The sequence below is a fragment of the Flavobacterium helocola genome, assembly GCF_038289885.1.
Taxonomy (GTDB): Bacteria; Bacteroidota; Bacteroidia; order Flavobacteriales; family Flavobacteriaceae; genus Flavobacterium; species Flavobacterium cheniae.
The window spans coordinates 1-24,457 of record NZ_JBBYHT010000003.1 but is presented as its reverse complement, the minus strand read 5'-3'; the positions used below and the strand labels follow the sequence as shown (position 1 = coordinate 24,457).

Here is a 24,457-nt window from a genome sequence, read left to right as displayed (position 1 = left end):
TACTATTTTAATTTAGAAACTATTTGCTTAATATCTTGCTCTTTATTTTTTGGATAAATCAACAATACATCGTCTTTGTCAACTATAATGTAATCAGTTAAACCATCAATCACTACTAACTTTTTCCCTTCAGTTCTGATGATATTATTAGTTGCATTTTCTAAGTAAACGGTTGCATTTACAACTGCATTTTCTTGTTCGTCTTTTGGTAATTTATCATATAATGAACCCCAAGTTCCTAAATCATTCCAATCGAAAGTAGCAGGTAAAACGTAAACATTCTGCGCTTTTTCCAAGATTGCATAATCGACCGAAATATTTTGTGCTAACGGATAATTATCTTTAATAAAAGCCGCTTCTTTTGGTGTGTTTAAAGCTTCATAACCATTCATAAAATGAGCAAACATTACCGGTTGAAACTCTTCATAAGCTTTTAAAACGGTTTTGGCACTCCACACAAAAATCCCAGCATTCCAAAGGAAATTTCGGCTTTGAATAAACTTTCTTGCCGTAGCATAATCTGGTTTTTCGCGAAATTGTTTTACTTTTTTAACAGGTCTCGAATCTAACTTATCAAATTCGATATAACCATAACCCGTGTTGGCAAATGTTGGTAAAATTCCCAAAGTCATTAAGTTTTCATCGCGCTCACAGAAATCAAAAGCGTGTTGCAAATTAGAACAAAACTGCACTTCATCTTCAATCCAATGATCTGATGGCGCTACTACCATAACTGCATCTGGATTTTGTTTTTTAATCTTCAAAGAAGCATACAAAATACAAGGCGCTGTGTTTCGCATTACAGGTTCTAAAATAATTTGCTCTTGTTTTACCATTGGCAATTGTTCTAAAACTATGTTATTGTAATCTTCATTCGTAAGAATTAAAATATTTTCTTTTGGAATAATTTGAGACAAACGAGTAAACGTTTTTTGAATCAACGTTTCTCCAGTTCCTAACATATCGTGAAATTGCTTAGGAAATTCGGTTGTACTCACGGGCCAAAAACGAGAACCAACTCCTCCAGCCATCAATATCGCGTAATAATTTTTGTTCATTTTTTGAAAGATTTTTTTATTGCTTTTCTAATTCGGCAACAATTCTACTTCTGCATTGGGTTGAAAAAGATATAATCGCCCAGAACTTATTTCTAAACATTCGTATCGCTTAACTCGTAATGCTATTTTCTTAAAAATTTTTCCATTGTGAATTCTAAAATGACTTCCCATCGGAATTTCAAAGATATAATTTTTATCGGTTTCTTTTTGGTCAAATTGCTTTAATGCGATTGCTAATTTTGCATCAGTATCGCTACTTGCTTTTGGATTTCTAAAATGTTTCGCAAGCAAGGGCAACAATTGATTTGGAAATATTTCTGGACGAATAAACGGCACCATCATGCGTTGAAAAGTGAGTTTCCATTCGTCACCATGCGGTTTTATGTTTCGACCATATTTTTCAAAGGCTACCAAATGGGCTATTTCGTGAATTAAGGTGATTAAGAATCGGTATTTATTCAAACTTGCATTCACTGTAATCAAATGATAACCTTGCGCATCTTTTCGATAATCACCATGACGCGTTTGACGTTCGTTGACGATTTTAAGATGCACATGATTCGCTTTGATTAACTCAAAACAATGATGAACTGCGTGTTCAGGAAGGTATTTTTGTAAAACTTCGCTCAATTTTAAGGTGTTGACGATGAAACTTGTAATACTTTTCCGTTGTAATATTTGTTTCCTGTTAAGGCGAAATTGAAGATGTAATCTGCCATTTCTTTCGCTGAAAGTGGTGCTTCGTAACCCGGAAACGCTTCTTGTAGCATTTCGGTATTTACAGCTCCAAGCGCTAAAACATTAAATGAAATCCCTTGTTCTTTGTATTCTTCTGCTAATAATTCTGACAAGGTAATTACCGCGCCTTTACTTGAAGAATAAGCCGCTAATCCTGCAAATTTCATGCTTCCTTGTATGCCACCCATAGAACTAATTGTTACCACATGACTACCTTTTTCCATGAAAGGAATACAGATTTTTGTCAATTCTGCAACAGCAAAAACATTGACTTTGTAAATGTTTTGAAATTCCTCTGAAGTAATTTGTGTGAATTGTTTATGCAACAAACTTCCTGCGTTGTGAATTAAAACATCTACTTTTTTCCAAGTTCTATTGATAAAATTTTCCACTTGAAGCAATTCTTCTGGATTTGAAATATCAATTGACAAACACGTAATATTTGGATTTTCAATTAACTCTTTTGGTGTTTTACGGGAAATCGCTAATACTTGATGTCCAGCGTTTGCAAATTGCATAGCTAATTCGTAACCTATTCCACGAGAAGTTCCTGTTATGATAATATTTTTACTTTTCATTTAATTTGATTTCTTTTTTAGGCGCATTAATCATTTGTTCTAAAACCGGAATTGTTTTCGAAATTACATTGGTCATGTGTTTCGTATCCATCAATTCAAACTCATCATCAGGCTGGTGATAGAATTGGAAATTTTCAAAATCGAAAGTCGAAACCGTTTGTGCCGGGACATTAAATTCGGTGAAAAAAGGATAATTATCTGAAGCTCTGAATAACATATATTTTGTTTCTATTGGTAAATATCCAACTAATTTTTCTCCAGCATAATCATTCATTGTCGTTGCCATGTTTGATTTTCCAAAACCTGTAAGATAGAAATCCATTCCTTTGTCTTTCATAGGAACACCAATCATTTCAAAATTGAACATAAAATACAAATCCATTTTTTGTTCTTTTAATTTGGCTGCCAAATGTTTCGAACCTAAAAGGCCTTTCTCTTCTGCTGAAAAGAACACAAAAAGAATACTTCGTTTGTTGTTTTTAAACTTGGCGAAATACTTTGCAACTTCTGTTACCGCTGTGGTTCCAGTTGCGTTGTCGTTTGCACCATTTACAATTACATCGCCATTAACACCATTTTGCAACATTCCGATATGATCATAATGCGCTCCGATTACCACAAACTCATTTTTCAATTTTTTATCGGTTCCTTCTATATAACCTACAATATTAAAAGCAGGTTTGTCAAAATTCGATAAGGTATCGCGATACGTTTTAAAATAAGGCTTTACTCCATTTTCTTTTAATAGATTTTCTAAATAAACCGCAGCTTTCTCAATTCCTTCGCTACCAGAATCTCTTCCTTCTAATTCATCAGAAGTTAAATAAGACAAGGTTTTAATTACATTTTCTTCAGCAACTTGATAGTTTACCTTTGAAATATTCTTCGAAGTAACATTGGTTTGTGCATTCAATGACAATCCAATAAAAGAAATTAGTAACAAGAATTTTTTCATAGCATGTAGTTTTAAGTAAAAATAAAAAAATCCCGAATAAATCGGGATTTTGTATGATAAATTTAACACTTATTATGCTAACATCGTTACTGGATTTTCCATAAACGCTTTGAACGTTTGTAAGAATTGAGCTCCTGTTGCTCCGTCCACTGTTCTGTGGTCGCAAGCTAAAGTAACTGTCATTGTGTTTCCAACTACGATTTGTCCGTTTTTAACTACTGGTTTTTCAATAATAGCACCAACAGATAAAATAGCAGAATTTGGTTGATTGATAATAGAAGTAAACGATTGAATTCCGAACATTCCTAAGTTAGAAATTGTAAACGTACTTCCTTCCATTTCAGCTGGTTGAATTTTTTTAGATTTTGCTTTTCCAGCTAAATCTTTGACGTTAGCACCAATTTGAGTTAAACTCATTTGATCTGTAAATTTCAATACTGGAACCATTAATCCGTCTTCAACTGCTACTGCAACACCAATATTCACGTGGTGATTGATTACCATTGCATCTTCTCTCCACTGTGAATTTACTTGTGGATGTTTTTTCAATGCCATAGCACTTGCTTTGATTACCATATCATTGAAGGAAACTTTCGTTTCTGGCAATCCGTTAATCATATTTCTTGAAGCAATAGCATTGTCCATATCCAACTCGATAGTTAAATAATAATGCGGTGCTGTAAATTTAGATTCTGATAATCTTCTCGCAATGGTTTTACGCATTTGCGAATTTTTGATTTCTTCTTGGAAAACTTCTCCTACTGGAACAAATGGTTTCACAGCTGCAACTGCACTTGTAGCTTCTGCAACGGCTTGAGTTGGAGTTGCAACGGCAGATGGAGAGAAATTCTCTACATCCGATTTTACAATTCTTCCATTTTCACCTGAACCTTTTACTTGAGACAAGTTGATTCCTTTATCTTGAGCAATTTTTTTAGCTAATGGAGAAGCAAAAACTCTACCTGAAGTAGCTTGTTCTGTTACTACAACTTCTTGAGCAACTGCTTTTACTTCTTCTGCTTTTGGAGCTTCAACAACAGCACCAACTTTATAATTAGCCGCAATTCCTGAAACATCAGTTCCTGCTGGTCCTAAAATTGCTAAGATGGTATCAACTGGAGCAGAATCACCTTCTTGCACTCCGATATATAATAATGTTCCTGCATTAAAAGATTCGAATTCCATAGTAGCTTTATCCGTTTCGATTTCAGCCAAAATGTCACCTTCTTTTACAGTATCTCCTACCTTCTTTAACCAAGTCGCAACTGTTCCTGTTGTCATGGTATCAGACAAACGAGGCATTGTTACTACTTTTACACCAGCTGGCATCTCGACTGCGCTCGATGTGACAATTTTAGTTTCTTCTACTTTTTCTTCTTTAGTTTCAGTAGCATTTCCTCCACTTAATAAAGCTGAAATATCTTCGCCTTCTTTTCCAATGATAGCTAATAAAGAATCCACTGGAGCCGATTGTCCTTCTTGAATTCCGATGTGTAATAAAACACCATCATGGAAAGATTCGAATTCCATCGTAGCTTTATCCGTTTCAATTTCGGCTAAAATATCACCTGTTTTGATTGTATCACCCACTTTTTTTAGCCAAGTTGCTACAACTCCTTCAGTCATCGTATCACTCAAACGGGGCATTGTTATAATTTGTGCCATAGTTCTTATAATTTATGTGGGATGAAAGGATAATTTTCTTGTTCGTATACTACATCATACAACTGATTTACTTCTGGGAATGGAGAATCCTCTGCGAATTTTTCACATTCAGCCACTAAATCAGCTACTCTTTGATCGATAGTTTCGATTTCAGCTTCTGTAGCGTAGTTATTTTCTTTAATGATATCTAAAACTTGAGTAATTGGATCGATTTTTTTGTACTCTTCCACTTCCTCTTTTGTTCTATATAATTGTGCATCAGACATTGAGTGTCCTCTGTAACGGTATGTTTTCATTTCTAAGAAAGTTGGTCCATCTCCACGACGTGCTCTTTCCATAGCTTCATGCATAGCTTCTGCTACTTTTACTGGATTCATTCCATCAACTGGTCCGCAAGGCATTTCGTAACCTAGACCAAGTTTCCAAATATCAGTATGGTTAGCAGTTCTTTCTACAGATGTTCCCATTGCATATCCATTGTTTTCAACGATGAATACTACTGGTAATTTCCATAACATTGCCATATTGAAAGCTTCGTGCAAAGAACCTTGACGAGCAGCGCCATCACCAAAATAAGTTAAGGTAACTCCGCCAGTTTCAAAATATTTATCAGCAAAAGCAATACCTGCTCCTACTGGAATTTGTGCCCCTACAATTCCGTGACCTCCATAAAAACCATGTTCTTTAGAGAAAATATGCATAGATCCACCCATACCTTTTGAAGTACCTGTAGCTTTTCCGTATAATTCTGCCATAACTTTTCTTGGGTCTACACCCATTCCAATTGGCTGAACGTGGTTACGATAAGCGGTAATCATTTTATCTTTAGACAAGTCCATTGCGTGCAAAGCTCCAGCTAAAACTGCTTCTTGACCATTGTATAGGTGCAAAAATCCTCTAACTTTTTGTTGGATATAAACAGCTGCAAGTTTATCCTCAAACTTTCTCCAAAATAGCATGTCTTCATACCACTTTAGGTAAACTTCTCTTGTAATTGGTTTCATTTTAGTTTGTTTTTTTAATACAATTGAATTGTGAAAGGCATTATTTATCAATCACAATTTTACGAACAGCAAAAATACTACATAGAACCTGATTGAAAAAATTAAATTCTACGATTTTTGTATTTTTTATAACAAAATCGATAAAAAAAGTTACGAAATCGTTATAGATGATTTTTATCGAAAACCAAAGGCAGTAGATTTTTTAATGAATCTGACTTATAAATATCGCCTTTTGCTCCCATAAAGAAAATAGCAATTGGAATATCTTGTTTGAATTCGTATTCTGCGATTGCTTGCCTACAACTTCCGCATGGTGGAATTGGCTCTTCTAAATCTCTATCTTGCGGAGATGCCGTAATAAACATTTTTACAATTTTTGCATCTGGATAGGTTGCCCCTGCATAAAAAATTGCTACACGCTCAGCACACAAGCCTGAAGGGTAAGCTGCATTTTCTTGATTTGAACCTTGAACTACAATTCCGTTATCCAAAAGAATAGCTGCACCCACCGTAAACTTTGAATAAGGTGCGTAAGCTTTACTTCTAGCTTCTACCGCTTGCATCATTAATGTTGTCTCCTCTTGAGATAATTCTTCTTTTGAAAGTACCGAAATGGTCGTGTTTATTGAAATTTGCTTCATATGTAAGGAAAAAAAATCCAAATTCTAAAATAAGAATTTGGATTGTTTATTAATTTATTTTTTGTTTAAAGTTCATCGTAATTATCGCCAAAGTTAAATGTCAGAGAGAATCTCAATGTATTTTCTAATGGATTTCTCACTTTAGATGCTGAGAACAAATACGACACATCAATTTTCACTACATTATACTTAAAACCGGCTCCTAAAGTAAAAAACTTTCTTGCCCCTTTTAATTCATTTTCATTAAAGTAACCTAAGCGTAGTGCGAATGAGTCTTGATACCAATACTCTGCACCTAAAGCCCAAGTAAACTCTTTTAATTCTTCTGAAATACCATCAGGAGCATCATTAAACGAATTGAAAATTCCGCTTGTCCAACTTGTTTTTCTGTAATCTGACAATGCTTGTGTGTATGCATCATCAGCCAAATCTTGCTCTGCAGGCTCAATTGAACCACTATCATCAGCATCTACTGCAGCAACTTTTGCTGGTGGTGTTGGAACTAAAAGTTTTGTAACTTCAGCCGTAACACCAATTTTACTATACTCATCAAAAATAAAATCAAAACCTCCACCTAAACGCATATTGGCTGGTAAAAAGTTATCATTTAAATCATCATTATCATAACTAATTTTAGGACCTAAATTCTGAAAGTTAAATCCAGCTCTCCATCTACCATTAAAATCATCATAAGCCATTTCTTCTGATTGATAATAACCTGCAATATCAACTGCAAATGTTGTTGCTGCTGTAGCATCATTATTTGCATCACCAATTCTTAAAGCCGAACGAATAAATCGTCCACCAACAGCCATAGAAAAACGGTCACTTAATTTAAGAGAATAAGAACCATCTAGAGCTAGTTCATTTGGATTAACTGTTCTTACCGGCTCGTTTGGATCTGGAGTTTCTCTCAATTCGATATCACCCAAACCAAAAAAACGTAAAGACCCTGCAAATGCACTACGCTCATTTATTCTATTGTAGTATGTCAATTGTCCCAAAGAAATATCGTTTGCAATACTAGACAAATAAGGCGTATAACTCACAGAAAACCCTTGTTTTTGAAGAGAAAAAGCATATTTAGCAGGATTGAATTGTTGCGAGAAAGCATCTGCAGAAGTTGCTACTCCCATGTCAGCCATACCCGCAGAACGCGCATCAGCAGCAATTAATAAGAAAGGAACACCTGTGGTTATTACTCGGCTATTATCTTCTTGCGCTTTAACATATTGACCTACAACTAATAAGGTAAATATTACAGCAATTTTTTTCATTGTATTCATAGAAATTAATTTGACAAATATAGTATTTTATTATAGTATTACAAGTTTCTCATATTTTTCAACTGACTTTCCAGTAGTTGTAGATCGTACTTTTAATTTATAAACATAAACCCCTTTTCCAATCTTATCTCCAAAATCATCACGACCATCCCAGATAATTTCTCTACAAAGAAAACCTTCAGTCGTAACTTGCTGATTTATTGTTTTAACCAACTTTCCTGCAACAGTCAGAATCTGAACTTGAACATCAAGTGGTTCAAATGGCATGTTATGATTGAACCAAAACTCAGTATAACTCACAAACGGATTGGGATAATTCAATACTCTTTCTACTCGTAGTCCATCATCAGAACAAATTGCATTAAACTGAATTTCTGCCGTTACTAAATTATTATACACATCCCAAGCTTTAAACAAAATAGTATGCAATCCAGGTGTTAAATCCCTGAAAGGAAATCTCACAAAACCGCTGGTATAATCGTCGTTATTTGTTTCATAATATTCATTCAAAACATACGGATTAGATTCATCGCCATCCAAAATTGCTACGATATCATGCCCGATTCCACTTGCCGTATTGATTCCGTTTTCATCTTCTAAAAAAGCCAGCAAAATGGGTGAACAATTTGTAATTCCGCCCGAAACAAAACCTTCATCATTCATATGCAATCTAACCGTTGGCGGATTCGTATCACTTACAGCATTTACGTTAACACCTCCAATTTGGATTGTTCTATCATAACCTGTTTGGTTATCCAAACTAGGCATATCACGTTTTGCATAAAAGCTTATTTTACCATTTCCAACTGGAATTCTAATATCTTGCGGCACCACGAAACTAAATTCAAATTGTCCGTTTACTACCGATGCATTTCCTCTAAAAACAGTTTCTCCTAAAGTAGTAAAATTCATCACTATAAGTCCGCTACCATTGGTAACACCATTATTTCCGAGAGTAGCTCTATTAATATCTTTATCAAAAATTTGAACTGCTAAATCACCGTTATATCCCGATAACAATACATCATTTTCATCTCTTACCTCACCAGATATCTTTGTTAAACTCAAAGCTTGAAGGACAGGCAATGGTTGATTTACCGGAATATCATTTACTTTTGTTAGTACTACTTTAGGTCTCGGAATTGCTAATTTTAATGCAGGATCACCAATATAAAAAACAACTCTTCTGTTATCTGAACCTGTATCTAATTTTGTTAACCTCAGCGCTTCTGCGATTGAAGGATAATCATTTGAACCAAATGCATACAAGTCTTCATTCAATAAATTATTCATTACAAAACCTGTCGTAACACCAATTTGACGTGTAGTAGCAATCAAACCAATTGCCCCACCGCTTTTATTCCAATACATGTATTCGCCTCCTGTAAAACGCCCTGGATCATCAAAACGTGTAAACTCGCAAGTTATTGTTATAAAAAGTGGATATCTGTAACGATTGGTTAAATTTTGAGCATCTAATTTTTCAAACAATCTTTCTCTTGCAAGCGATTCTTCATTTCCGTGTCCGAAGTAATTAAAAACTAAAGCCCCAAGCGCTAAAGCGTCTAAAAAGTCTTTTTTTGCTTCTGGATAACGCTCACCACCCGCCGCTACTTGTTGCAAATAAGCATCGGTATGTATTTTTTTAACATTTACAAATGGCTTTTGTGCAGTTAAAGTATTCGCTAAATTATCTAATCCAAACTGAAGCGTTGCATCTGTTGTATTATCGGCGTCATCGGAATAGATGACATAATTATTGCGCCATCTTCCGTAGGATTTCTCGTCATGATATTCAATTACTTTATCAACCATTTCTTTAGCTTGACCAGTAGAGGAAACTAACATTCTTCCAACTGCAATATCAATTCCGTCAAAACCGCCTAACATTTGACCTTCGGTATCATCCATCAAACCATAGAAATCGTCAGACATAAATGACGAGAATAATGAGAAATTAGAAATATTATTTGTTTCCGAAGCAAAAGGATTGAATCCATGAAAAACAGGAACAATATTGGTATTACTAAATAATCGGTCTTTGTAATCATAAGATGCGTCTCCAAAAAGATTTACATACTTAACTCTTTTATCTGGAGTGGAAGCATTCCAATACACATATTTAATTAAATTTCTAATTGCAGCAATATCTTGTTTTCCAGAAGCAAATTCTTGATAAATTTTTTCTAAAGTAACCACACGCACTACTAAACCAGAATTATTTCTATGAAAATCAGCTAAACGTTCTGCTTGTGTTGTTAAAAGCTCTGGTGTTATAATCAAATAATCGATGTCTTGAAAATTTCCTTGAGCATCTTTAAAAATTGTGCCTTTTAAATTCTGATTCACCACAACAGAATTTGATTCACGCAATGGCGTAAAGGTGTCAGACATGTCAACTGCCACGTATTTTCTAGCTGTACCTAAATTTACTTTAAAATTAAAATTGGCTCCAGTGGTATTTTCGTAAGCCGTAACATTATATAAATCGGTAACATCCCAAACTTGAGAAATTCCTGATGCATTTGCAATTCTGTATTCTCCAACACCAATATTAGCTTGCTCTTGATCATTAAAAAATAGGAATTGTTTAGAGAAACCTGTTAAATTCCGCTTTACTTTTAATCGTATAAAATCTAAAAAACCATTTGAACTCGGAACACCTCCATTGTTATATGTTAGTGCAATTGAAATATTTGAAGAAGTCGCATTAAAAACTGTATTTAAAGCAGATTCATAGCCTTCAACTCCACTACCTGAAGTTAACTGTGGAAAATTCAAAGTTCCCAAATCAACAGAATTGGCTTTTACATTAAAAGAAGAGTTACCAAATGATCTAGAAGCTGTATTTACTTTTATTTGAACAGGAACTGAAGTATCTAAATTAGGAATTGAAAAATCAAATGTTTGAAATTCATCTATATTAAATTGTTCACCAAACCATCTTCTACCAACTTTTCCAGCATTAATTAAATCTTTCTCGTAGTAAATAACATCATCAAACTGATTAAAAGTTAAAGTTGGAGGATTTATTGGCTGCAATGCTTGTTCTATTCTTTTTCCAGCTGAACCTAATGAAGTTATGTAATAATATGATTTATCTGCAAACAAGTTCACACTGGTTAAACTTTCGGTACTCCAAGTATCAACTCCTTCTGCATAAAATAAAATATAATCGCTATTATCAAAAACGCCATCATCTTCACCGATAAATTGAATCGCATTCTGTTCTAAATCATCCGGATAAGGGATTGAATTGTTTAACGGCAACATGCGTCCACCATTTCCATAAATCTTTATATTTCTAGGATCTACATTAACATTAAAACCCAAACTTTGAAGAAAAGTTTTAGAAATTCTATAAACACCTGATTTTTCAATGTAAAAACGATGCCAATTACCCGTTGATAAAATCGAATTTGAAACCGCTTGAACAACATTCTGATTTTGACTTCTATTTGACAGATTGTTTTGAAAAGAATACGTTAACGAAATAACTTTTTTAAAAACGCCACCTTCTTTTATAATGGGACTAAAAATTAAAATACCTTTATAATCATCTCGAGCACGAACAACTTCCAATGAAGCTTGAATCTTATTAGGTAGTAATGATTTATTCAAATCATAAAGTTCCGATTCGTTTATAGTTTGATATTTTACATTTGATATAACCAAACTTGACACATTAGTTGATGCAGTAACTGTCACTAATTTCCTATATTGAATTTTTCTTGACGGAATATCAATATTGTAAAATTCTGTATCAAACTGAGGCACTTTAATTGAAGTTTCCCCCAAACTGTAATCCACATTAGAATTCCAATTAATAGAAATATTATCTGTTTGTTGCCCAAAAACAAACACAACAGAAAATAACAGTATAAATAAGATAGTCTTTTTCATTAGCTATAAAACGTGTTAAACACCTATATATTACAAAGAGAAAAAAAATATTTATTTTAATCTAATTTTTTACAATAAAACTTAATATAAATCGTTGTAAGAGAAAGGATTTTAACACAACATTAATTTTTTTTTACAAAAATTTAAAAACATGTTGCATTTTAATTCATTATTATTATCTTGCGACACGAAATTTATTACCTACTAAAGTATGAAAATTAAGAAAATTATGGCTTTAAAAGTGTTAGTAGTATTAGCACTGGCATTAGGCTTTACAGGTTGTAGCAAAAAAGGAAGCACAAAAGGTGGTTCTACAGCTACAGGATGGAAAATCAATGATAAAAAAGGTGGATTCCAGTTTAACGACAAGTTTAAACAACAAGAAACGCCTCCAGGGATGATTTCTATTGAAGGAGGTACTTTTACAATGGGAAAAGTACAAGACGATGTTATGCATGATTGGAATAACTCTCCAAATCAACAACACGTACAATCTTTCTTTATGGATGAAACAGAAGTAACCAACAAAATGTATTCTGAATACTTGTTTTGGGTAAAAACTGTATTTCCTCCAACTGAAGAAAACTACAAACACATTTACAATGGAGCAATTCCAGATACTTTAGTGTGGAGAAATCGTTTAGGTTACAACGAAACGATGACTAATAACTACTTAAGACACCCTGCTTATGCTGACTACCCAGTAGTTGGTGTTAACTGGATTCAAGCAACTGAATTTAGCAAGTGGAGAACTGACCGTGTAAATGAAAACATTTTAGAGCGTGAAGGTTACCTTAAGAAAGATAACAAAATCAAACTAGGTTCTGACGTAACTGCTGAAAACTCTTTCAGTACTGAAACTTATATCAATACACCATCTAAAGCATTTGGTGGTAACGAAGAAGTAGTATTGAAAAAAGAAATGGGTGGTGGTAGAAGACCAGCTGCAGATACTGCTAAAAACGTATACGCTCAAAGAAGTTCTGGGTTAATTTTACCAGAATATAGATTACCAACAGAAGCTGAGTGGGAATATGCTGCAGTAGCTTTAGTTGGAAACAGAGAATACAACATTTACAAAGGACAAAAGAAATACCCTTGGAGTGGTCAATATACTCGTTCGTCTAAAAGACAATACAGAGGTGACCAATTAGCCAACTTTAAACAAGGTAAAGGGGATTACGGAGGAATTGCAGGTTGGTCTGATGACGGAGCTGACATTACAAATAAAGTTAAAGCGTATGCTCCAAATGATTTTGGTTTATATGATATGGCTGGAAACGTAGCTGAGTGGGTACAAGACGTTTACAGACCTATGGTAGATGACGAAGCAAATGACTTCAACTACTTTAGAGGTAACGTTTATACAAAAAACAAAATTGGTGAAGATGGAGTTGTTGAATTAGTAACTTCTGACAACATCACTTATGATACTTTAAGTAACGGTAGAATTATGGCTAGAAATTTCCCTGGTCAAATTGCTCAAGTTCCTGTTGATGAAAACGAAACTTACTTAAGAACTCAGTTCTCAACTTCTGATAACAGAAATTACAGAGATGGTGATAGACAATCTACACGTTTCTACAAATTTACTGACTCTGAAGAAGGTGCAGGTGAAGAAAAACACAGAATGTACGAAGCTCCTAAACACTCTATCACTGCTGATAGTTTAGGTAAAATGGACAAAAAATTTGATAAATCTGACAAGAGAACTACTTTAGTAGATGACAACGTTAGAGTTTACAAAGGTGGTTCATGGAGAGATAGAGCATACTGGTTAGACCCAGCTTCTAGAAGATTCTTCCCTCAAGATATGGCAACTGATTACATCGGATTCAGATGTGCGATGTCTAAAGTAGGTCCTAAATCAAACAAAAAGACTCCTAGAGGAAATCCAAAAAAATAATTTTCATACAAAATACTTAAAAAAGCCCTTTCGTTTGAAAGGGCTTTTTTTTATCTTCGTTTCGATTTAAAACAACTCAGATGACCACAATAGCTACTTTACATTCCTTATTTTTAAATTGCTCAAGCGTTTCTACCGATACAAGAAAAATAGAAAAAGACAGCTTATTTGTTGCCCTTAAAGGCGAAAACTTTGATGCTAATACCTTTGCAAAAGAAGCTTTAGAAAAAGGAGCCAAATATGTGATAATTGACAACCCTAGCTATAAAATTGACGAACGAACTTTATTAGTAGAAGACTCACTTATTGCGTTACAAGAGTTAGCTAAGTTCCACAGAAACTATTTGGGTTTGCCAATAATAGCCTTAACAGGAAGCAATGGAAAAACTACTACCAAGGAATTAATACACGCTGTACTTTCAAAAAAATACAATACACTGGCAACTATTGGCAATTTGAATAATCACATTGGAGTTCCACTTACACTATTGCGTTTTACAAAAGAAACAGAAATTGGCATTGTTGAAATGGGTGCTAATCATCAAAAGGAAATTGACTTCTTATGTAAAATTGCACAACCTGACTATGGTTATATCACTAATTTCGGGAAAGCTCATTTAGAAGGATTTGGCGGAGTTGAAGGCGTAATCAAAGGAAAAAGTGAAATGTATAATTATCTAAGAAACAATGAAAAAATTGTTTTTATTAATTTAGATGATGCCATTCAAAAGGAAAAAGCAATAGGAATTAAACAATTTAGTTTCGGCTTAAACGAATCAAATGTTGATATAAAAATCGATAAGGTTGAAGCTAATCCAATGGTAAAAATATCCTTCAATGACTTAACCATTAATTCGCACCTTATTGGAATTTACAACGCTAATAATATCAATGCCGCTATCACAATAGGAAATTATTTTAAAGTTTCCGACGAACAAATTAAAGAGGCAATTGAAAATTATATTCCTGAAAATAATCGCTCACAATTGATACAAAAAAACGGGAACGAAATAATATTAGATGCTTATAATGCGAATCCGAGTAGTATGTCGGCAGCTATAACAAATTTTATTCAATTAGAGCACAATCATAAAATTGCAGTTTTAGGCGACATGTTTGAATTAGGCGAAGAAAGTCTTTCTGAGCATAAAAAAATAATAGCATTATTAATTTCCGAAAGCAATATAACTACCTACTTTATTGGTAAATATTTTTATGCTAATCAGGTTCAAAATTCACACATTAATTTCTTTGAGAATTTTGAAAACTTCGCAACATTTTTCAAAGCAAACCAACCAAAAGATAGTTTAATTTTAATCAAAGGGTCTAGAGGAATGGCACTAGAAAAAACTTTAGAACTGATATAAAACAAAAAATCCTACTTTAAAGTAGGATTTAAATTTTTGTGGGCGATGAGGGGTTCGAACCCCCGACCCCCTCGGTGTAAACGAGGTGCTCTGAACCAGCTGAGCTAATCGCCCCAATAAGATGCATTAGTATTACCGTATTGCGAGTGCAAATATACAAGGAATATTTGTATGTGCAAGTGTTTTTGAAAAAAAATTACACAATTTCTGCCACTACAAAAGTACTACCACCTATGTAAATAAAATCGGAATCATGAGCCAAATTTAATGCTTCAGCATAAGCTTCTGATACCGAATTAAATACTTCTCCAGACAATCCAAATTCAGTTGCTTTTTTCTGTAAAATTTGTGGTTCTAATCCTCTTGGGACATTTGGTTTACAGAAATAATAATTGGCATTTTTTGGAAATAAGGGTAAAATTGAAACTAAATCTTTATCATTTACTACACCTAAAACTACATGAAGGGTTTCAAATTGGTGTTTTTGAATTTGGTTTAATACTATTTTTAATCCGTGACTGTTATGAGCTGTATCGCAAACCGTAAAGGGTTTTTGTTTTAAAATTTGCCATCTACCAAGCAATCCAGCATTTTGAATTACATTTTTTAATCCTAATTTAATATGCTTTTCCTCTATATTAAATTGTGATTGCAATAATTCGATGGTTTGAAGAACCGTTTTCTTATTATGCATTTGATAATCTCCTAACAAGGCACATTCGTAAGTAACTTCTGGATTATCTTGAGCAAAATAAATTGGAGTATTTTCTAATTTCGCTTTATCTATAAAAACAGGTTTTGTTTCTTCTGAATATTCTCCAATTACAACAGGAACATTTGATTTAATAATTCCAGCTTTTTCATTGGCTATTTTTGGCAAGGTATCTCCTAAAAACTGAGTATGATCAAAACCAATATTGGTAATTACAGAAACTAAAGATGTAATAACATTCGTAGAATCTAATCTACCTCCCATTCCAACTTCAACAACAGCTATATCAACTTGTTCTTTTGCAAAATAATCAAAGGCTAAACCAACGGTCATTTCGAAGAAACTTAATTGATTAGCTTCGAAAAACGATTTGTTTTGAGCTACAAAATCAACCACAAAATCTTCTGAAATCATTTCGCTATTAATACGGATGCGTTCGCGAAAGTCTTTTAAATGAGGTGAAGTATATAATCCCACTTTATAACCAGCTTCTTGTAATATTGAAGCAAGCATCGACGAAGTAGAACCTTTTCCATTAGTTCCTGCTACGTGAATCGATTTGAATTTAGTTTCTGGATGTTGCAAATGTTCTACCAACAACAAAGTATTGGTCAAATCTTTTTTATAGGCTGAAGCGCCTTGCATTTGAAACATAGGTAACTGGTTAAATAACCATGTTGTTGTTTCTTGATACGTCATTTTAAATGGGATAACAAAGAATTATTATTCTCCTACTTGGAAATTCACTACCACAAAACCAATTTGGGTTTCAGGTGCGTTAGCATCAGGTTGCCATTTGAAGGTTTTTGCAGTTTCCAATGCGGGATTAACTAAACAAGGATTAGTATTAGTTGTTCCTTGAGAACGTTCGGCTTTAATTACATTTCCTTGACGATTTACCCAAATTTTAACCACCACTTTTCCAGATTCATTACAATCCTGAATTCTTTTACTGTTACCTGATAATTTTCTTCCAGCTAATCCCCAACCGGTTCCTTTTCCTGTTCCAATTCCATCACCAGAACCATTTCCGTAAAAACTATTGGCATACAAACTTCCGTTTGGATTCCCTTTATCGCCACCATCAGCATCATCTCCATGACCAGATTGTGATGTTCCGTCTTGTTTTGGGCCTTTAATAATACTATTTAAGGCGCTATTACTAGGTTTTATTGGTTTGGTTTCTGTTGGTTTAACAACAGGTTTTGTTTCCGCAGGCTTAACAACTGGTTTTTTTATGTCTTTTTTAGGCAACGTAACTGGCGCCTCTTCGTCTTGCGTTAAGACATCATCTTCTTCTGCTGGAACAGGTTCTGACTGCGCTTGATCGGGCGACATTTGTACTGGTTCTGTTGGTTGAATTTCTCCACTACCTGTATCGCTAGTACCAAAGTTAACAGCGATTCCGTTTTCTGGTGGTGGATCCATATACGTCAATCCGAAAATAGTAAACAACAGAAAAAGTATCACAAAAATAACCGACGTTATTGTGAATGATTTTTTTTCTTCTGATGTTTCTAAAAATTTCATTTTTTTCTATTTTGGATTTACCGCAATAACCATTTTTATTTGATTTCTGTAGGCTATTTCCATAACCTTAACTACTTTTTCATGAGGAACTGATTTCTCAGCTCTTAAAACGATAGCTTTATTTTCTGAATTTGCCATTAGAGCCATCAATTGGGTTTCTAAATCAGCTTCATTGATTTTATCTTTATCGATGAAGAAATTCAAATCTTTATCAATACTTACTGAAGTACTTTTATTACTATCCGTTTTCCCTTTTGCTTTTGGCAACACTAAATCTAATGCATTCGTAGTTACCATGGTAGAGGTTATCATGAAAAAGATAAGCAACAAGAAAACAATGTCGGTCATTGACGACATGTTGAATTCTGTTGAAACTTTATTTCTAGTTTTACCTAACTTCATTATACTGGTTCGTTTAATAAATCTAAGAAATCTACTGCATTTGCTTCCATTTGGTTTACCACTTTATTAGTTTTCACTACTAAGTGATTATAGCCAACATAAGCAATAATTCCAACAATTAGTCCAACTACCGTAGTTGTCATAGCTGTATAAATACCTTCAGCCAAAGCACCCACTTCGATTTGACCACCACCACTAGCCATTTTATGGAAGGCAAGAATCATACCAACAACAGTTCCAAGGAAACCAACCATTGGTCCGGCTCCTGAAATAGTAGCTAACATACTGGTGTTTTTCTCCAACTTGTATAACTCTAAATTACCTGCGTTTTCAATTGCTGTATTGATATCTTCTAATGGTTTTCCTATACGAGAAATTCCTTTTTCGATTAATCTTGCAACAGGTGAATTAGTTTGCGCACATAACATTTTGGCAGCATCAATTTTGCCTGACATAATATTCATTTTGATGTTGTTCATAAAACTAGCATCAATTTTAGAAGCTTTGTTAATGGCCATTAATCGCTCAAAATATAAAAATAGAGCAAAAAACAACTGAATAAAAAGAACCAACATAATTAATTGACCTCCAATTCCACCACTAGTTAATAAACTCCACATGGATAAGGTTTGTTCTGTAGGTTGTGCTTCTGTTACTACTTGACTAGCAACCGCTAAACTATCGGCTTGAAGAAATAAACTCATAATGTATACTTAATTTATAATTAAAACGTGTATAAATTCTAAATATTGTTATCTAATATAATGTTCAATAAATAAGAAAGCCATTGCTCCTGCAATAAAACCTGCAAAAGCTAACCAAGTGATTTTTTTTAAGTACCAAATAAAATCGATTTTTTCCATTCCCATGGCAGCTACACCTGCAGCAGAACCGATAATAAGCATACTACCTCCAGTACCTGCAGAATAAGCAATAAAATGCCATGCTGGATGATCAATTTCATAAGTGTACATTCCCATTGAGGCTGCAACTAAAGGCACGTTGTCAATAACTGCTGATAAAACCCCTAACAGAATAATTACAAAATCCATATTAGGAATGGCATTAGAAATACTTTCAGCCGCATAACGCAAAGTACCCACTTCTACCCCATTGATAGAACCAAAAACCAAACTCTCTAATGACGCTACTGCCATTAAAATTCCTAAGAAAAACAAAATACTTGAAATCTCAATTTTAGACAGCGCATTATTGGCCGAGTATAAGTGCTTTTTACTTTTATCAAAATTTACTTCAGGATGAATGTATTCAGAAACCATCCAAACCACAGCTAAGCTTAACATCATACCTACATAAGGAGGCAAATGTGTTAATGTTTTAAATATAGGAACGAAAACAATTGCTCCTAATCCTAACCAAAGCATAGTTTTACTACTCAACAATCTTTCACGCTCTTCATGAGTTTTCTCATTAACCTCAATATTACCTCTAAAAATTTTCATTCTAGAAGCTAAAGCATAAGGAACAACAAAACATAATATTGCAGGAATAATGATATATTCAGACAATCCTCCGGCTGTAACTTTCTTAGCTATCCATAACATTGTAGTTGTAACATCTCCAATTGGAGACCAAGCACCTCCTGCATTTGTAGCAATAATAATTAAAGAAGCATACCAAATACGTTCTTCTCTATTATGAATTAATTTTCTCAATAATGAAATCAATACAATAGTTGCTGTAAGGTTATCAATAACGGCAGACAATATAAATCCTACAATCCCTGTTATCCACAAAAGTCTAATTTTACTTTTGGTTTTAACCATGTCTTTTAGAACATCAAAGCCTCTGTGCAAATCAATTAGCTCTACAATTGTCATTGCTCCTATAAGGAAAATCAAAATTTCAGCTACTTTTCCTACGTGATGCAAAAGCAACCCTTCGAACCCATGCTCTTGCTGATGAATATCTCCAGAATTAATATTAAAAATAGCTCCATGTCCATCAACGACAGAAAACCATCCGTTTTGAAAACCTATCGCAAGCAAAGCCCACATCAAAGCAGCCATCATAAGTGCTGGCACAGTTTTATCTAACTTTAATGGATGTTCTAAAGTAATAGACAAATATCCAATAACAAATAGAAGTATTAATATTGCTTCCATGATTTATTTTTTATACAAGTTGTTTCAAAGCGATTTCAAAAGCAGTTGCACTAATGTTCTTTTTATCAGAATTTATAGCATGTGCATTTTGAATTGCGTTTTTAATTCTGTTAGAAGTGTCAGAGAAAATAGCTTCGTCTGTCATTTGTACTTTTTTCTCCATGAAATAAGCAAAAACTCTTGCCATACCACAATTTGCGATGAAGTCAGGAATTAAACTCACTTTTTTATCAGTTTCTTCCATAATTGGACCAAAGAAAATTTCTTTATCAGCAAAAGGCACATTCGCACCACTTGAAATCACTTCCAATCCAGAAGCAATCATACTATCAACCTGGTCTTTAGTAACCAATCTTGAAGCCGCACATGGAGCAAATACTTGAGCACCCATTGACCAAATCTTCTCGTTGATTTCAGCAAATGGAATCATGTTAGCAGCAACTAATTTATTTCCATCTTTGTTTAAGAATAATGTTGTAATTTCTTCGAAAGAGAATCCGTTTTCATTGATAACACCACCATCTCTATCGATGATTCCAACCACTTTTGCGCCCATTTGTGCTAAATAAAAAGCAGCTGCAGAACCTACATTTCCAAAACCTTGAACGATAGCTTTTTTACCAACAATTGTTCCTCCATAAATATCATAATAATGACGTGCCGCTTCGGCAACACCATAACCAGTAATCATGTCGGCAACTGTGTATTTTCTATTTACATCTGGAGAGAAATTTGAATTTTCAATTACTTTAATAACGCCTTGACGTAATTGACCAATTCTATTGATTTTATCAGCTTCTGTAGGCTTAAAGTGACCGTTAAAAACACCTTCTTGTGGATGCCAAACACCACAATCTTCTGTCATTGGGATTACTTCGTGAATTTCATCTACATTTAAATCGCCACCAGTTCCGTAGTAATTTTTTAATAATGGAGAAACTGCTTTATACCATCTTTCTAAAACACCTTTTTTTCTTGGATCGTTTGGGTCAAAATTGATTCCTGATTTAGCACCACCAATTGCTGGTCCTGAAACTGAAAACTTAACTTCCATAGTTTTGGCTAACGAAAGTACTTCATTCATATCTAATCCCTTACGCATACGAGTTCCTCCACCAGCAGCACCACCTCTTAACGAGTTAATTACCGTCCATCCTTCTGCATCTGTTTCAGGGTCTTTCCAATTAAATACTATTTCTGGTTCTTTGTTTTCAAATTTCTTTAATAAATCTTTCATTGTGTTGGTTAATTTTTTTGGTTTTACAAATATACATATTCTGTTTAAGCCCCGAAGCCTAAACTACACTTTTTAGTTTTTTATAACATTTACATAAAAACTACTCCAGAAGAGTGATTTTTAATAGCTCCTGTTACTGTGGACAATACATTAATTTCATTTCGTAATCGCAATACACCTAGAAATGCAAAAATCAACGCTTCCTTAAACTGAATGGTTTTATCATCAGGAATTACAACTTCAGTTGTAGGTAAATAATTACGTAATCTCTCAATTAAAAATCGATTATAAGCTCCACCTCCCGTAATGAATAATTTCGCAAGAGGTTTATCACAAATATTCGCAATTTGAATAGCGATATGTTCTACAAAAGTTCGAAGTTTATCTTTTACGTCAATTGAAAAAGAATGCATAAGTGGGAAAATTTCAGCATTTACGAATTCCATTCCGAGTGATTTTGGATAAGATGCTTTGTAAAAATCCAAATCATTCAATTTTTGTAATAAATCCTGATTCACATTTCCAGATTTTGCTAAATTCCCAGCATCATCATATGGAAAACCTAATTCATTCGCATAAAAATTCAAAACGGTATTTACGGGAGAAATATCAAAAGCAATACGATTACCATTTTTATTAAATGACACATTCGAAAATCCGCCTAAATTCAAACAATAATCATATTGAGAAAAAAGCAATTCATCACCAATCGGAACTAATGGCGCACCTTGACCACCTAATTGCACATCTTGTACTCTAAAATCACAAACAATCGGTTGATTAACTAAATCTCGAATCATCGGAAGATTACCAATTTGAAGTGTAAATCCTTTTTGGGGTTGGTGTAAAATAGTATGACCGTGAGTACAAACGGCATCAATTTCGGTAAGATTATGTTTGGAAATAAAATCGGAAATTATCGAAGCTAAAAGTTTTGTATAACCACTATTCAATTCTTCTAATTCTGAATGACTGAAATGAATCGCATTTTTCAATTTGTTAAGCCATTCTTCAGAATAAGAAACAGTTTCGGATTGAAAAATTTCAAACGTCCAATTCTCTGAATGATTGAATTTTATGTAAGCTAAATCGACACCATCTAACGATGTGCCCGACATAACTCCGATAACGTTATAGTTTTCTTTAAACATGGGTTAAAATTACAAATTGTTATTGAAAATTTGGTAATTAATCTTTACATTTGGTTCCTGAAATTACAAAATAATCAAACATTACATCTAAATAATATGGATTTTAAATTAACCGAAGAGCATTTAATGATTCAGCAAGCTGCTAGAGATTTTGCTCAAACAGAATTATTACCTGGAGTTATTGAAAGAGACGAACATTCAAAATTCCCAACAGAACAAGTAAAAATGATGGGGGAACTTGGGTTCTTAGGAATGATGGTTGATCCAAAATACGGTGGTGCTGGATTAGATAGTTTATCATATGTTTTAGCAATGGAAGAAATTGCTAAAGTTGATGCTTCTGCAGCGGTTATCATGTCAGTAAATAACTCATTAGTTTGTGCTGGTTTAGAAAAATATGGTTCAGAAGAACAAAAAGTAAAATACTTAACGCCGTTAGCCAAAGGTGAAGTAATTGGAGCTTTCTGTTTATCAGAGCCAGAAGCAGGTTCAGATGCTACATCACAAAGAACAACTGCTATTGATATGGGCGATCATTATTTAGTAAACGGAACTAAAAACTGGATTACAAATGGTGGAACAGCTTCTACTTATTTAGTAATTGCTCAAACTGACGCTTCAAAAGGACATAAAGGAATTAACGTTCTTATCGTGGAAAAAGGAATGCCAGGTTTTGAAGTAGGTCCAAAAGAAAAGAAAATGGGAATCCGTGGTTCTGATACACATACCTTATTATTTAATGATGTAAAAGTCCCTAAAGAAAACAGAATTGGTGCAGACGGATTTGGTTTTGCTTTCGCGATGTCAACATTAAACGGAGGACGTATCGGAATTGCATCTCAAGCGTTAGGAATTGCACAAGGAGCTTACGAATTAGCATTAAAATATTCGCAAGAACGTGTAGCTTTTGGAAAACCAATTTTCAATCACCAAGCAATTGCTTTCAAATTAGCTGATATGCATGTAAAAATTACGTGTGCTAGATTGTTAATTCATAAAGCAGCAACTGAAAAAGATAATGGTGAAGATATTGCACATTCTGGTGCTATGGCTAAGTTATATGCTTCTGAAATTGCTTTAGAAGTAGCTAATGAAGCTGTTCAAATTCACGGTGGAAATGGTTACGTAAGCGAATACCACGTAGAAAGAATGATGCGTGATTCAAAAATCACTCAAATTTACGAAGGAACTTCAGAAATTCAAAGAATTGTTATTTCAAGAGGTTTAGTGAAATAATCACACCTAAATTAATATAGAAATCCGACTTCAAAAGAGTCGGATTTTTTTATGGCATCAATCTTAATTACTAATAACATTTTTAATATATTTATTCATAATTATCAAATCTTTAAACCAAAGCTAAATGTCTATTCTAAAGAAAATAAATGAATTAATTAAAGGGAAAGACCTAAAATACATTTGGGAACAATTTACAGTAGAAAAAAATGGTACACTAAAATCTACTTCTGGGGATTTATTTGTTGAATATTCTCATTCTGATTTCTGTTTTAAAATTACAAATCATACTCATTATATAACTTCTGGAGGAAGAACATACGAAAAAAAATATATGATAGGAATAGTTCAATTTAATAATCCAACTAAACTTGAATTGTGTGTAACAAAAGAAGATATACTAACAAAAATTGGCAAAATCTTTAACAGAAAAGACATTAACATTAAAAATACAGATTTCGATAAAAAATATTTTTTAAAAAGTAATTATGAATATAAAGCTACATCAATATTAAAAAGTAAAAACCTCTTAAATTTAATTGTTGCATTAAATCCTGATAGATTAGAAATTACAAATAAAAATGGATTATTTGATGAAATTCCAGATAAAGGCAAATACATGCTATATTTTGCTAAACAAGAAAAATTACAAACTATAGACCAACTCAACCAAATTCATTCACTTTTAAATAATTTCATTGAAATTCTAAAAAACAACAATTCTATTCATTAAAAATAGCATTTCTACTAACTAACTTATCCAACAGAGGTAAAATTAAACCAATAAAAAAACCACCCTTATGAGGTGGTTTTTTAGTCTCGTAGAGACGCTATATTGGTAACAAAAAAGCCCTATCATTACTGATAGGGCTTTTCAAAAGAAAGGCGGCGACATACTCTCCCACATAACTGCAGTACCATCTGCGCAATCGGGCTTAACTTCTCTGTTCGGAATGGGAAGA

Annotated in this window: 20 protein-coding genes, 1 tRNA gene and 1 rRNA gene; 4 read left to right on the top strand and 18 right to left on the bottom strand. The window is 33.6% G+C overall.

What is annotated here, in order from left to right:
- Positions 1-2 precede the first annotated feature (2 nt).
- From AAEO58_RS07240 to porU, 9 genes are all read right to left on the bottom strand, one after another.
- Positions 3-1,058, bottom strand: coding sequence for a mannose-1-phosphate guanylyltransferase (locus AAEO58_RS07240; protein ID WP_290819462.1), 1,056 nt, complete (start codon positions 1,056-1,058; stop codon positions 3-5).
- A gap of 27 nt (positions 1,059-1,085) precedes the next feature.
- On the bottom strand, positions 1,086-1,688 hold the full coding sequence (locus AAEO58_RS07235; protein ID WP_111567004.1) for a SprT-like domain-containing protein: 603 nt from the start codon (positions 1,686-1,688) through the stop codon (positions 1,086-1,088).
- Positions 1,689-1,690: 2 nt separating this feature from the next.
- Entirely contained in the window at positions 1,691-2,374 is a 684-nt protein-coding gene (locus AAEO58_RS07230; protein ID WP_341682837.1) for an SDR family NAD(P)-dependent oxidoreductase, read from the bottom strand.
- On the bottom strand, positions 2,364-3,329 hold the full coding sequence (locus AAEO58_RS07225; protein ID WP_341682836.1) for a M20/M25/M40 family metallo-hydrolase: 966 nt from the start codon (positions 3,327-3,329) through the stop codon (positions 2,364-2,366). The genes AAEO58_RS07230 and AAEO58_RS07225 overlap by 11 nt, the downstream gene beginning before the upstream one ends.
- 72 nt (positions 3,330-3,401) lie before the next feature.
- A complete protein-coding gene (locus AAEO58_RS07220; protein WP_341682835.1) occupies positions 3,402-4,994 on the bottom strand; it encodes a 2-oxo acid dehydrogenase subunit E2 in 1,593 nt (530 codons plus the stop codon).
- Between the two features lie 5 nt (positions 4,995-4,999).
- A complete protein-coding gene (gene pdhA / locus AAEO58_RS07215; protein ID WP_290819481.1) occupies positions 5,000-5,998 on the bottom strand; it encodes a pyruvate dehydrogenase (acetyl-transferring) E1 component subunit alpha in 999 nt (332 codons plus the stop codon).
- Between the two features lie 161 nt (positions 5,999-6,159).
- Positions 6,160-6,639, bottom strand: coding sequence for a cytidine deaminase (gene cdd, locus AAEO58_RS07210; protein ID WP_133609494.1), 480 nt, complete (start codon positions 6,637-6,639; stop codon positions 6,160-6,162).
- A 65-nt stretch (positions 6,640-6,704) separates the two neighbouring features.
- A complete protein-coding gene (porV, locus tag AAEO58_RS07205; protein ID WP_162845067.1) occupies positions 6,705-7,916 on the bottom strand; it encodes a type IX secretion system outer membrane channel protein PorV in 1,212 nt (403 codons plus the stop codon).
- A gap of 39 nt (positions 7,917-7,955) precedes the next feature.
- Positions 7,956-11,828, bottom strand: a complete 3,873-nt coding sequence (gene porU / locus AAEO58_RS07200) for a type IX secretion system sortase PorU (protein ID WP_341682834.1) — start codon at positions 11,826-11,828, stop codon at positions 7,956-7,958.
- Between the two features lie 211 nt (positions 11,829-12,039).
- On the opposite strand from porU, the gene gldJ reads away from it, so the two are divergent.
- Together gldJ and AAEO58_RS07190 are read left to right on the top strand one after the other, a co-directional pair.
- A complete protein-coding gene (gldJ, locus tag AAEO58_RS07195) occupies positions 12,040-13,734 on the top strand; it encodes a gliding motility lipoprotein GldJ (protein ID WP_133609488.1) in 1,695 nt (564 codons plus the stop codon).
- 80 nt (positions 13,735-13,814) lie between these two features.
- Positions 13,815-15,101, top strand: a complete 1,287-nt coding sequence (locus tag AAEO58_RS07190; RefSeq protein ID WP_341682833.1) for a UDP-N-acetylmuramoyl-tripeptide--D-alanyl-D-alanine ligase — start codon at positions 13,815-13,817, stop codon at positions 15,099-15,101.
- A 39-nt stretch (positions 15,102-15,140) separates the two neighbouring features.
- On the opposite strand, the gene AAEO58_RS07185 is transcribed toward AAEO58_RS07190, so the two are convergent.
- The 8 genes from AAEO58_RS07185 to AAEO58_RS07150 form a co-directional block, all read right to left on the bottom strand.
- Positions 15,141-15,215 (bottom strand) — tRNA-Val (locus tag AAEO58_RS07185).
- 82 nt (positions 15,216-15,297) lie between these two features.
- The gene (locus AAEO58_RS07180; RefSeq protein WP_341682832.1) at positions 15,298-16,512 is read right to left on the bottom strand and encodes a bifunctional folylpolyglutamate synthase/dihydrofolate synthase; all 1,215 of its coding nucleotides are present in this window, start codon (positions 16,510-16,512) and stop codon (positions 15,298-15,300) included.
- A gap of 24 nt (positions 16,513-16,536) precedes the next feature.
- Positions 16,537-17,343 (bottom strand): energy transducer TonB, encoded by an 807-nt coding sequence (locus AAEO58_RS07175; protein ID WP_341682831.1) that lies wholly within the window; start codon positions 17,341-17,343, stop codon positions 16,537-16,539.
- A gap of 6 nt (positions 17,344-17,349) precedes the next feature.
- Positions 17,350-17,745 carry an ExbD/TolR family protein gene (locus AAEO58_RS07170; RefSeq protein WP_290819908.1) on the bottom strand — a complete coding sequence of 132 codons (396 nt, stop codon included), beginning with the start codon at positions 17,743-17,745 and terminating at the stop codon, positions 17,350-17,352.
- Positions 17,745-18,449 carry a MotA/TolQ/ExbB proton channel family protein gene (locus AAEO58_RS07165; RefSeq protein WP_133610970.1) on the bottom strand — a complete coding sequence of 235 codons (705 nt, stop codon included), beginning with the start codon at positions 18,447-18,449 and terminating at the stop codon, positions 17,745-17,747. Before AAEO58_RS07165 ends, AAEO58_RS07170 begins: the two co-directional genes overlap by 1 nt.
- Positions 18,450-18,497: 48 nt before the next feature.
- Positions 18,498-19,871 carry a sodium:proton antiporter NhaD gene (gene nhaD / locus AAEO58_RS07160; RefSeq protein ID WP_341682830.1) on the bottom strand — a complete coding sequence of 458 codons (1,374 nt, stop codon included), beginning with the start codon at positions 19,869-19,871 and terminating at the stop codon, positions 18,498-18,500.
- Positions 19,872-19,881: 10 nt separating this feature from the next.
- Complete coding sequence (locus AAEO58_RS07155; protein WP_341682829.1) at positions 19,882-21,108, bottom strand: Glu/Leu/Phe/Val dehydrogenase dimerization domain-containing protein; 1,227 nt, start codon at positions 21,106-21,108, stop codon at positions 19,882-19,884.
- A gap of 89 nt (positions 21,109-21,197) precedes the next feature.
- Positions 21,198-22,259, bottom strand: coding sequence for an anhydro-N-acetylmuramic acid kinase (locus tag AAEO58_RS07150; protein WP_341682828.1), 1,062 nt, complete (start codon positions 22,257-22,259; stop codon positions 21,198-21,200).
- Positions 22,260-22,355: 96 nt separating this feature from the next.
- Here AAEO58_RS07150 and AAEO58_RS07145 point away from each other — a divergent pair, with 96 nt between their 5' ends.
- Positions 22,356-23,495: an acyl-CoA dehydrogenase gene (locus AAEO58_RS07145; protein WP_133610962.1), complete on the top strand. Its 1,140-nt coding sequence runs from the start codon at positions 22,356-22,358 to the stop codon at positions 23,493-23,495.
- A gap of 127 nt (positions 23,496-23,622) precedes the next feature.
- Positions 23,623-24,228: a hypothetical protein gene (locus AAEO58_RS07140; RefSeq protein ID WP_341682827.1), complete on the top strand. Its 606-nt coding sequence runs from the start codon at positions 23,623-23,625 to the stop codon at positions 24,226-24,228.
- Between the two features lie 147 nt (positions 24,229-24,375).
- Here the strand turns inward: AAEO58_RS07140 and rrf are convergent.
- Positions 24,376-24,457: ribosomal RNA gene (rrf, locus tag AAEO58_RS07135) — 5S ribosomal RNA — on the bottom strand; the annotation flags it as partial.

Coding starts and splice junctions, on each gene's coding strand:
- AAEO58_RS07240 (WP_290819462.1), bottom strand. CDS start 1,058: ATGAACAAAAATTATTACGCGATATTGATGGCTGGAGGAGTTGGTTCT.
- AAEO58_RS07230 (WP_341682837.1), bottom strand. CDS start 2,374: ATGAAAAGTAAAAATATTATCATAACAGGAACTTCTCGTGGAATAGGT.
- AAEO58_RS07225 (WP_341682836.1), bottom strand. CDS start 3,329: ATGAAAAAATTCTTGTTACTAATTTCTTTTATTGGATTGTCATTGAAT.
- AAEO58_RS07220 (WP_341682835.1), bottom strand. CDS start 4,994: ATGGCACAAATTATAACAATGCCCCGTTTGAGTGATACGATGACTGAA.
- pdhA (WP_290819481.1), bottom strand. CDS start 5,998: ATGAAACCAATTACAAGAGAAGTTTACCTAAAGTGGTATGAAGACATG.
- cdd (WP_133609494.1), bottom strand. CDS start 6,639: ATGAAGCAAATTTCAATAAACACGACCATTTCGGTACTTTCAAAAGAA.
- porV (WP_162845067.1), bottom strand. CDS start 7,916: ATGAAAAAAATTGCTGTAATATTTACCTTATTAGTTGTAGGTCAATAT.
- porU (WP_341682834.1), bottom strand. CDS start 11,828: ATGAAAAAGACTATCTTATTTATACTGTTATTTTCTGTTGTGTTTGTT.
- gldJ (WP_133609488.1), top strand. CDS start 12,040: ATGAAAATTAAGAAAATTATGGCTTTAAAAGTGTTAGTAGTATTAGCA.
- AAEO58_RS07190 (WP_341682833.1), top strand. CDS start 13,815: ATGACCACAATAGCTACTTTACATTCCTTATTTTTAAATTGCTCAAGC.
- AAEO58_RS07180 (WP_341682832.1), bottom strand. CDS start 16,512: ATGACGTATCAAGAAACAACAACATGGTTATTTAACCAGTTACCTATG.
- AAEO58_RS07175 (WP_341682831.1), bottom strand. CDS start 17,343: ATGAAATTTTTAGAAACATCAGAAGAAAAAAAATCATTCACAATAACG.
- AAEO58_RS07170 (WP_290819908.1), bottom strand. CDS start 17,745: ATGAAGTTAGGTAAAACTAGAAATAAAGTTTCAACAGAATTCAACATG.
- AAEO58_RS07165 (WP_133610970.1), bottom strand. CDS start 18,449: ATGAGTTTATTTCTTCAAGCCGATAGTTTAGCGGTTGCTAGTCAAGTA.
- nhaD (WP_341682830.1), bottom strand. CDS start 19,871: ATGGAAGCAATATTAATACTTCTATTTGTTATTGGATATTTGTCTATT.
- AAEO58_RS07155 (WP_341682829.1), bottom strand. CDS start 21,108: ATGAAAGATTTATTAAAGAAATTTGAAAACAAAGAACCAGAAATAGTA.
- AAEO58_RS07150 (WP_341682828.1), bottom strand. CDS start 22,259: ATGTTTAAAGAAAACTATAACGTTATCGGAGTTATGTCGGGCACATCG.
- AAEO58_RS07145 (WP_133610962.1), top strand. CDS start 22,356: ATGGATTTTAAATTAACCGAAGAGCATTTAATGATTCAGCAAGCTGCT.
- AAEO58_RS07140 (WP_341682827.1), top strand. CDS start 23,623: ATGTCTATTCTAAAGAAAATAAATGAATTAATTAAAGGGAAAGACCTA.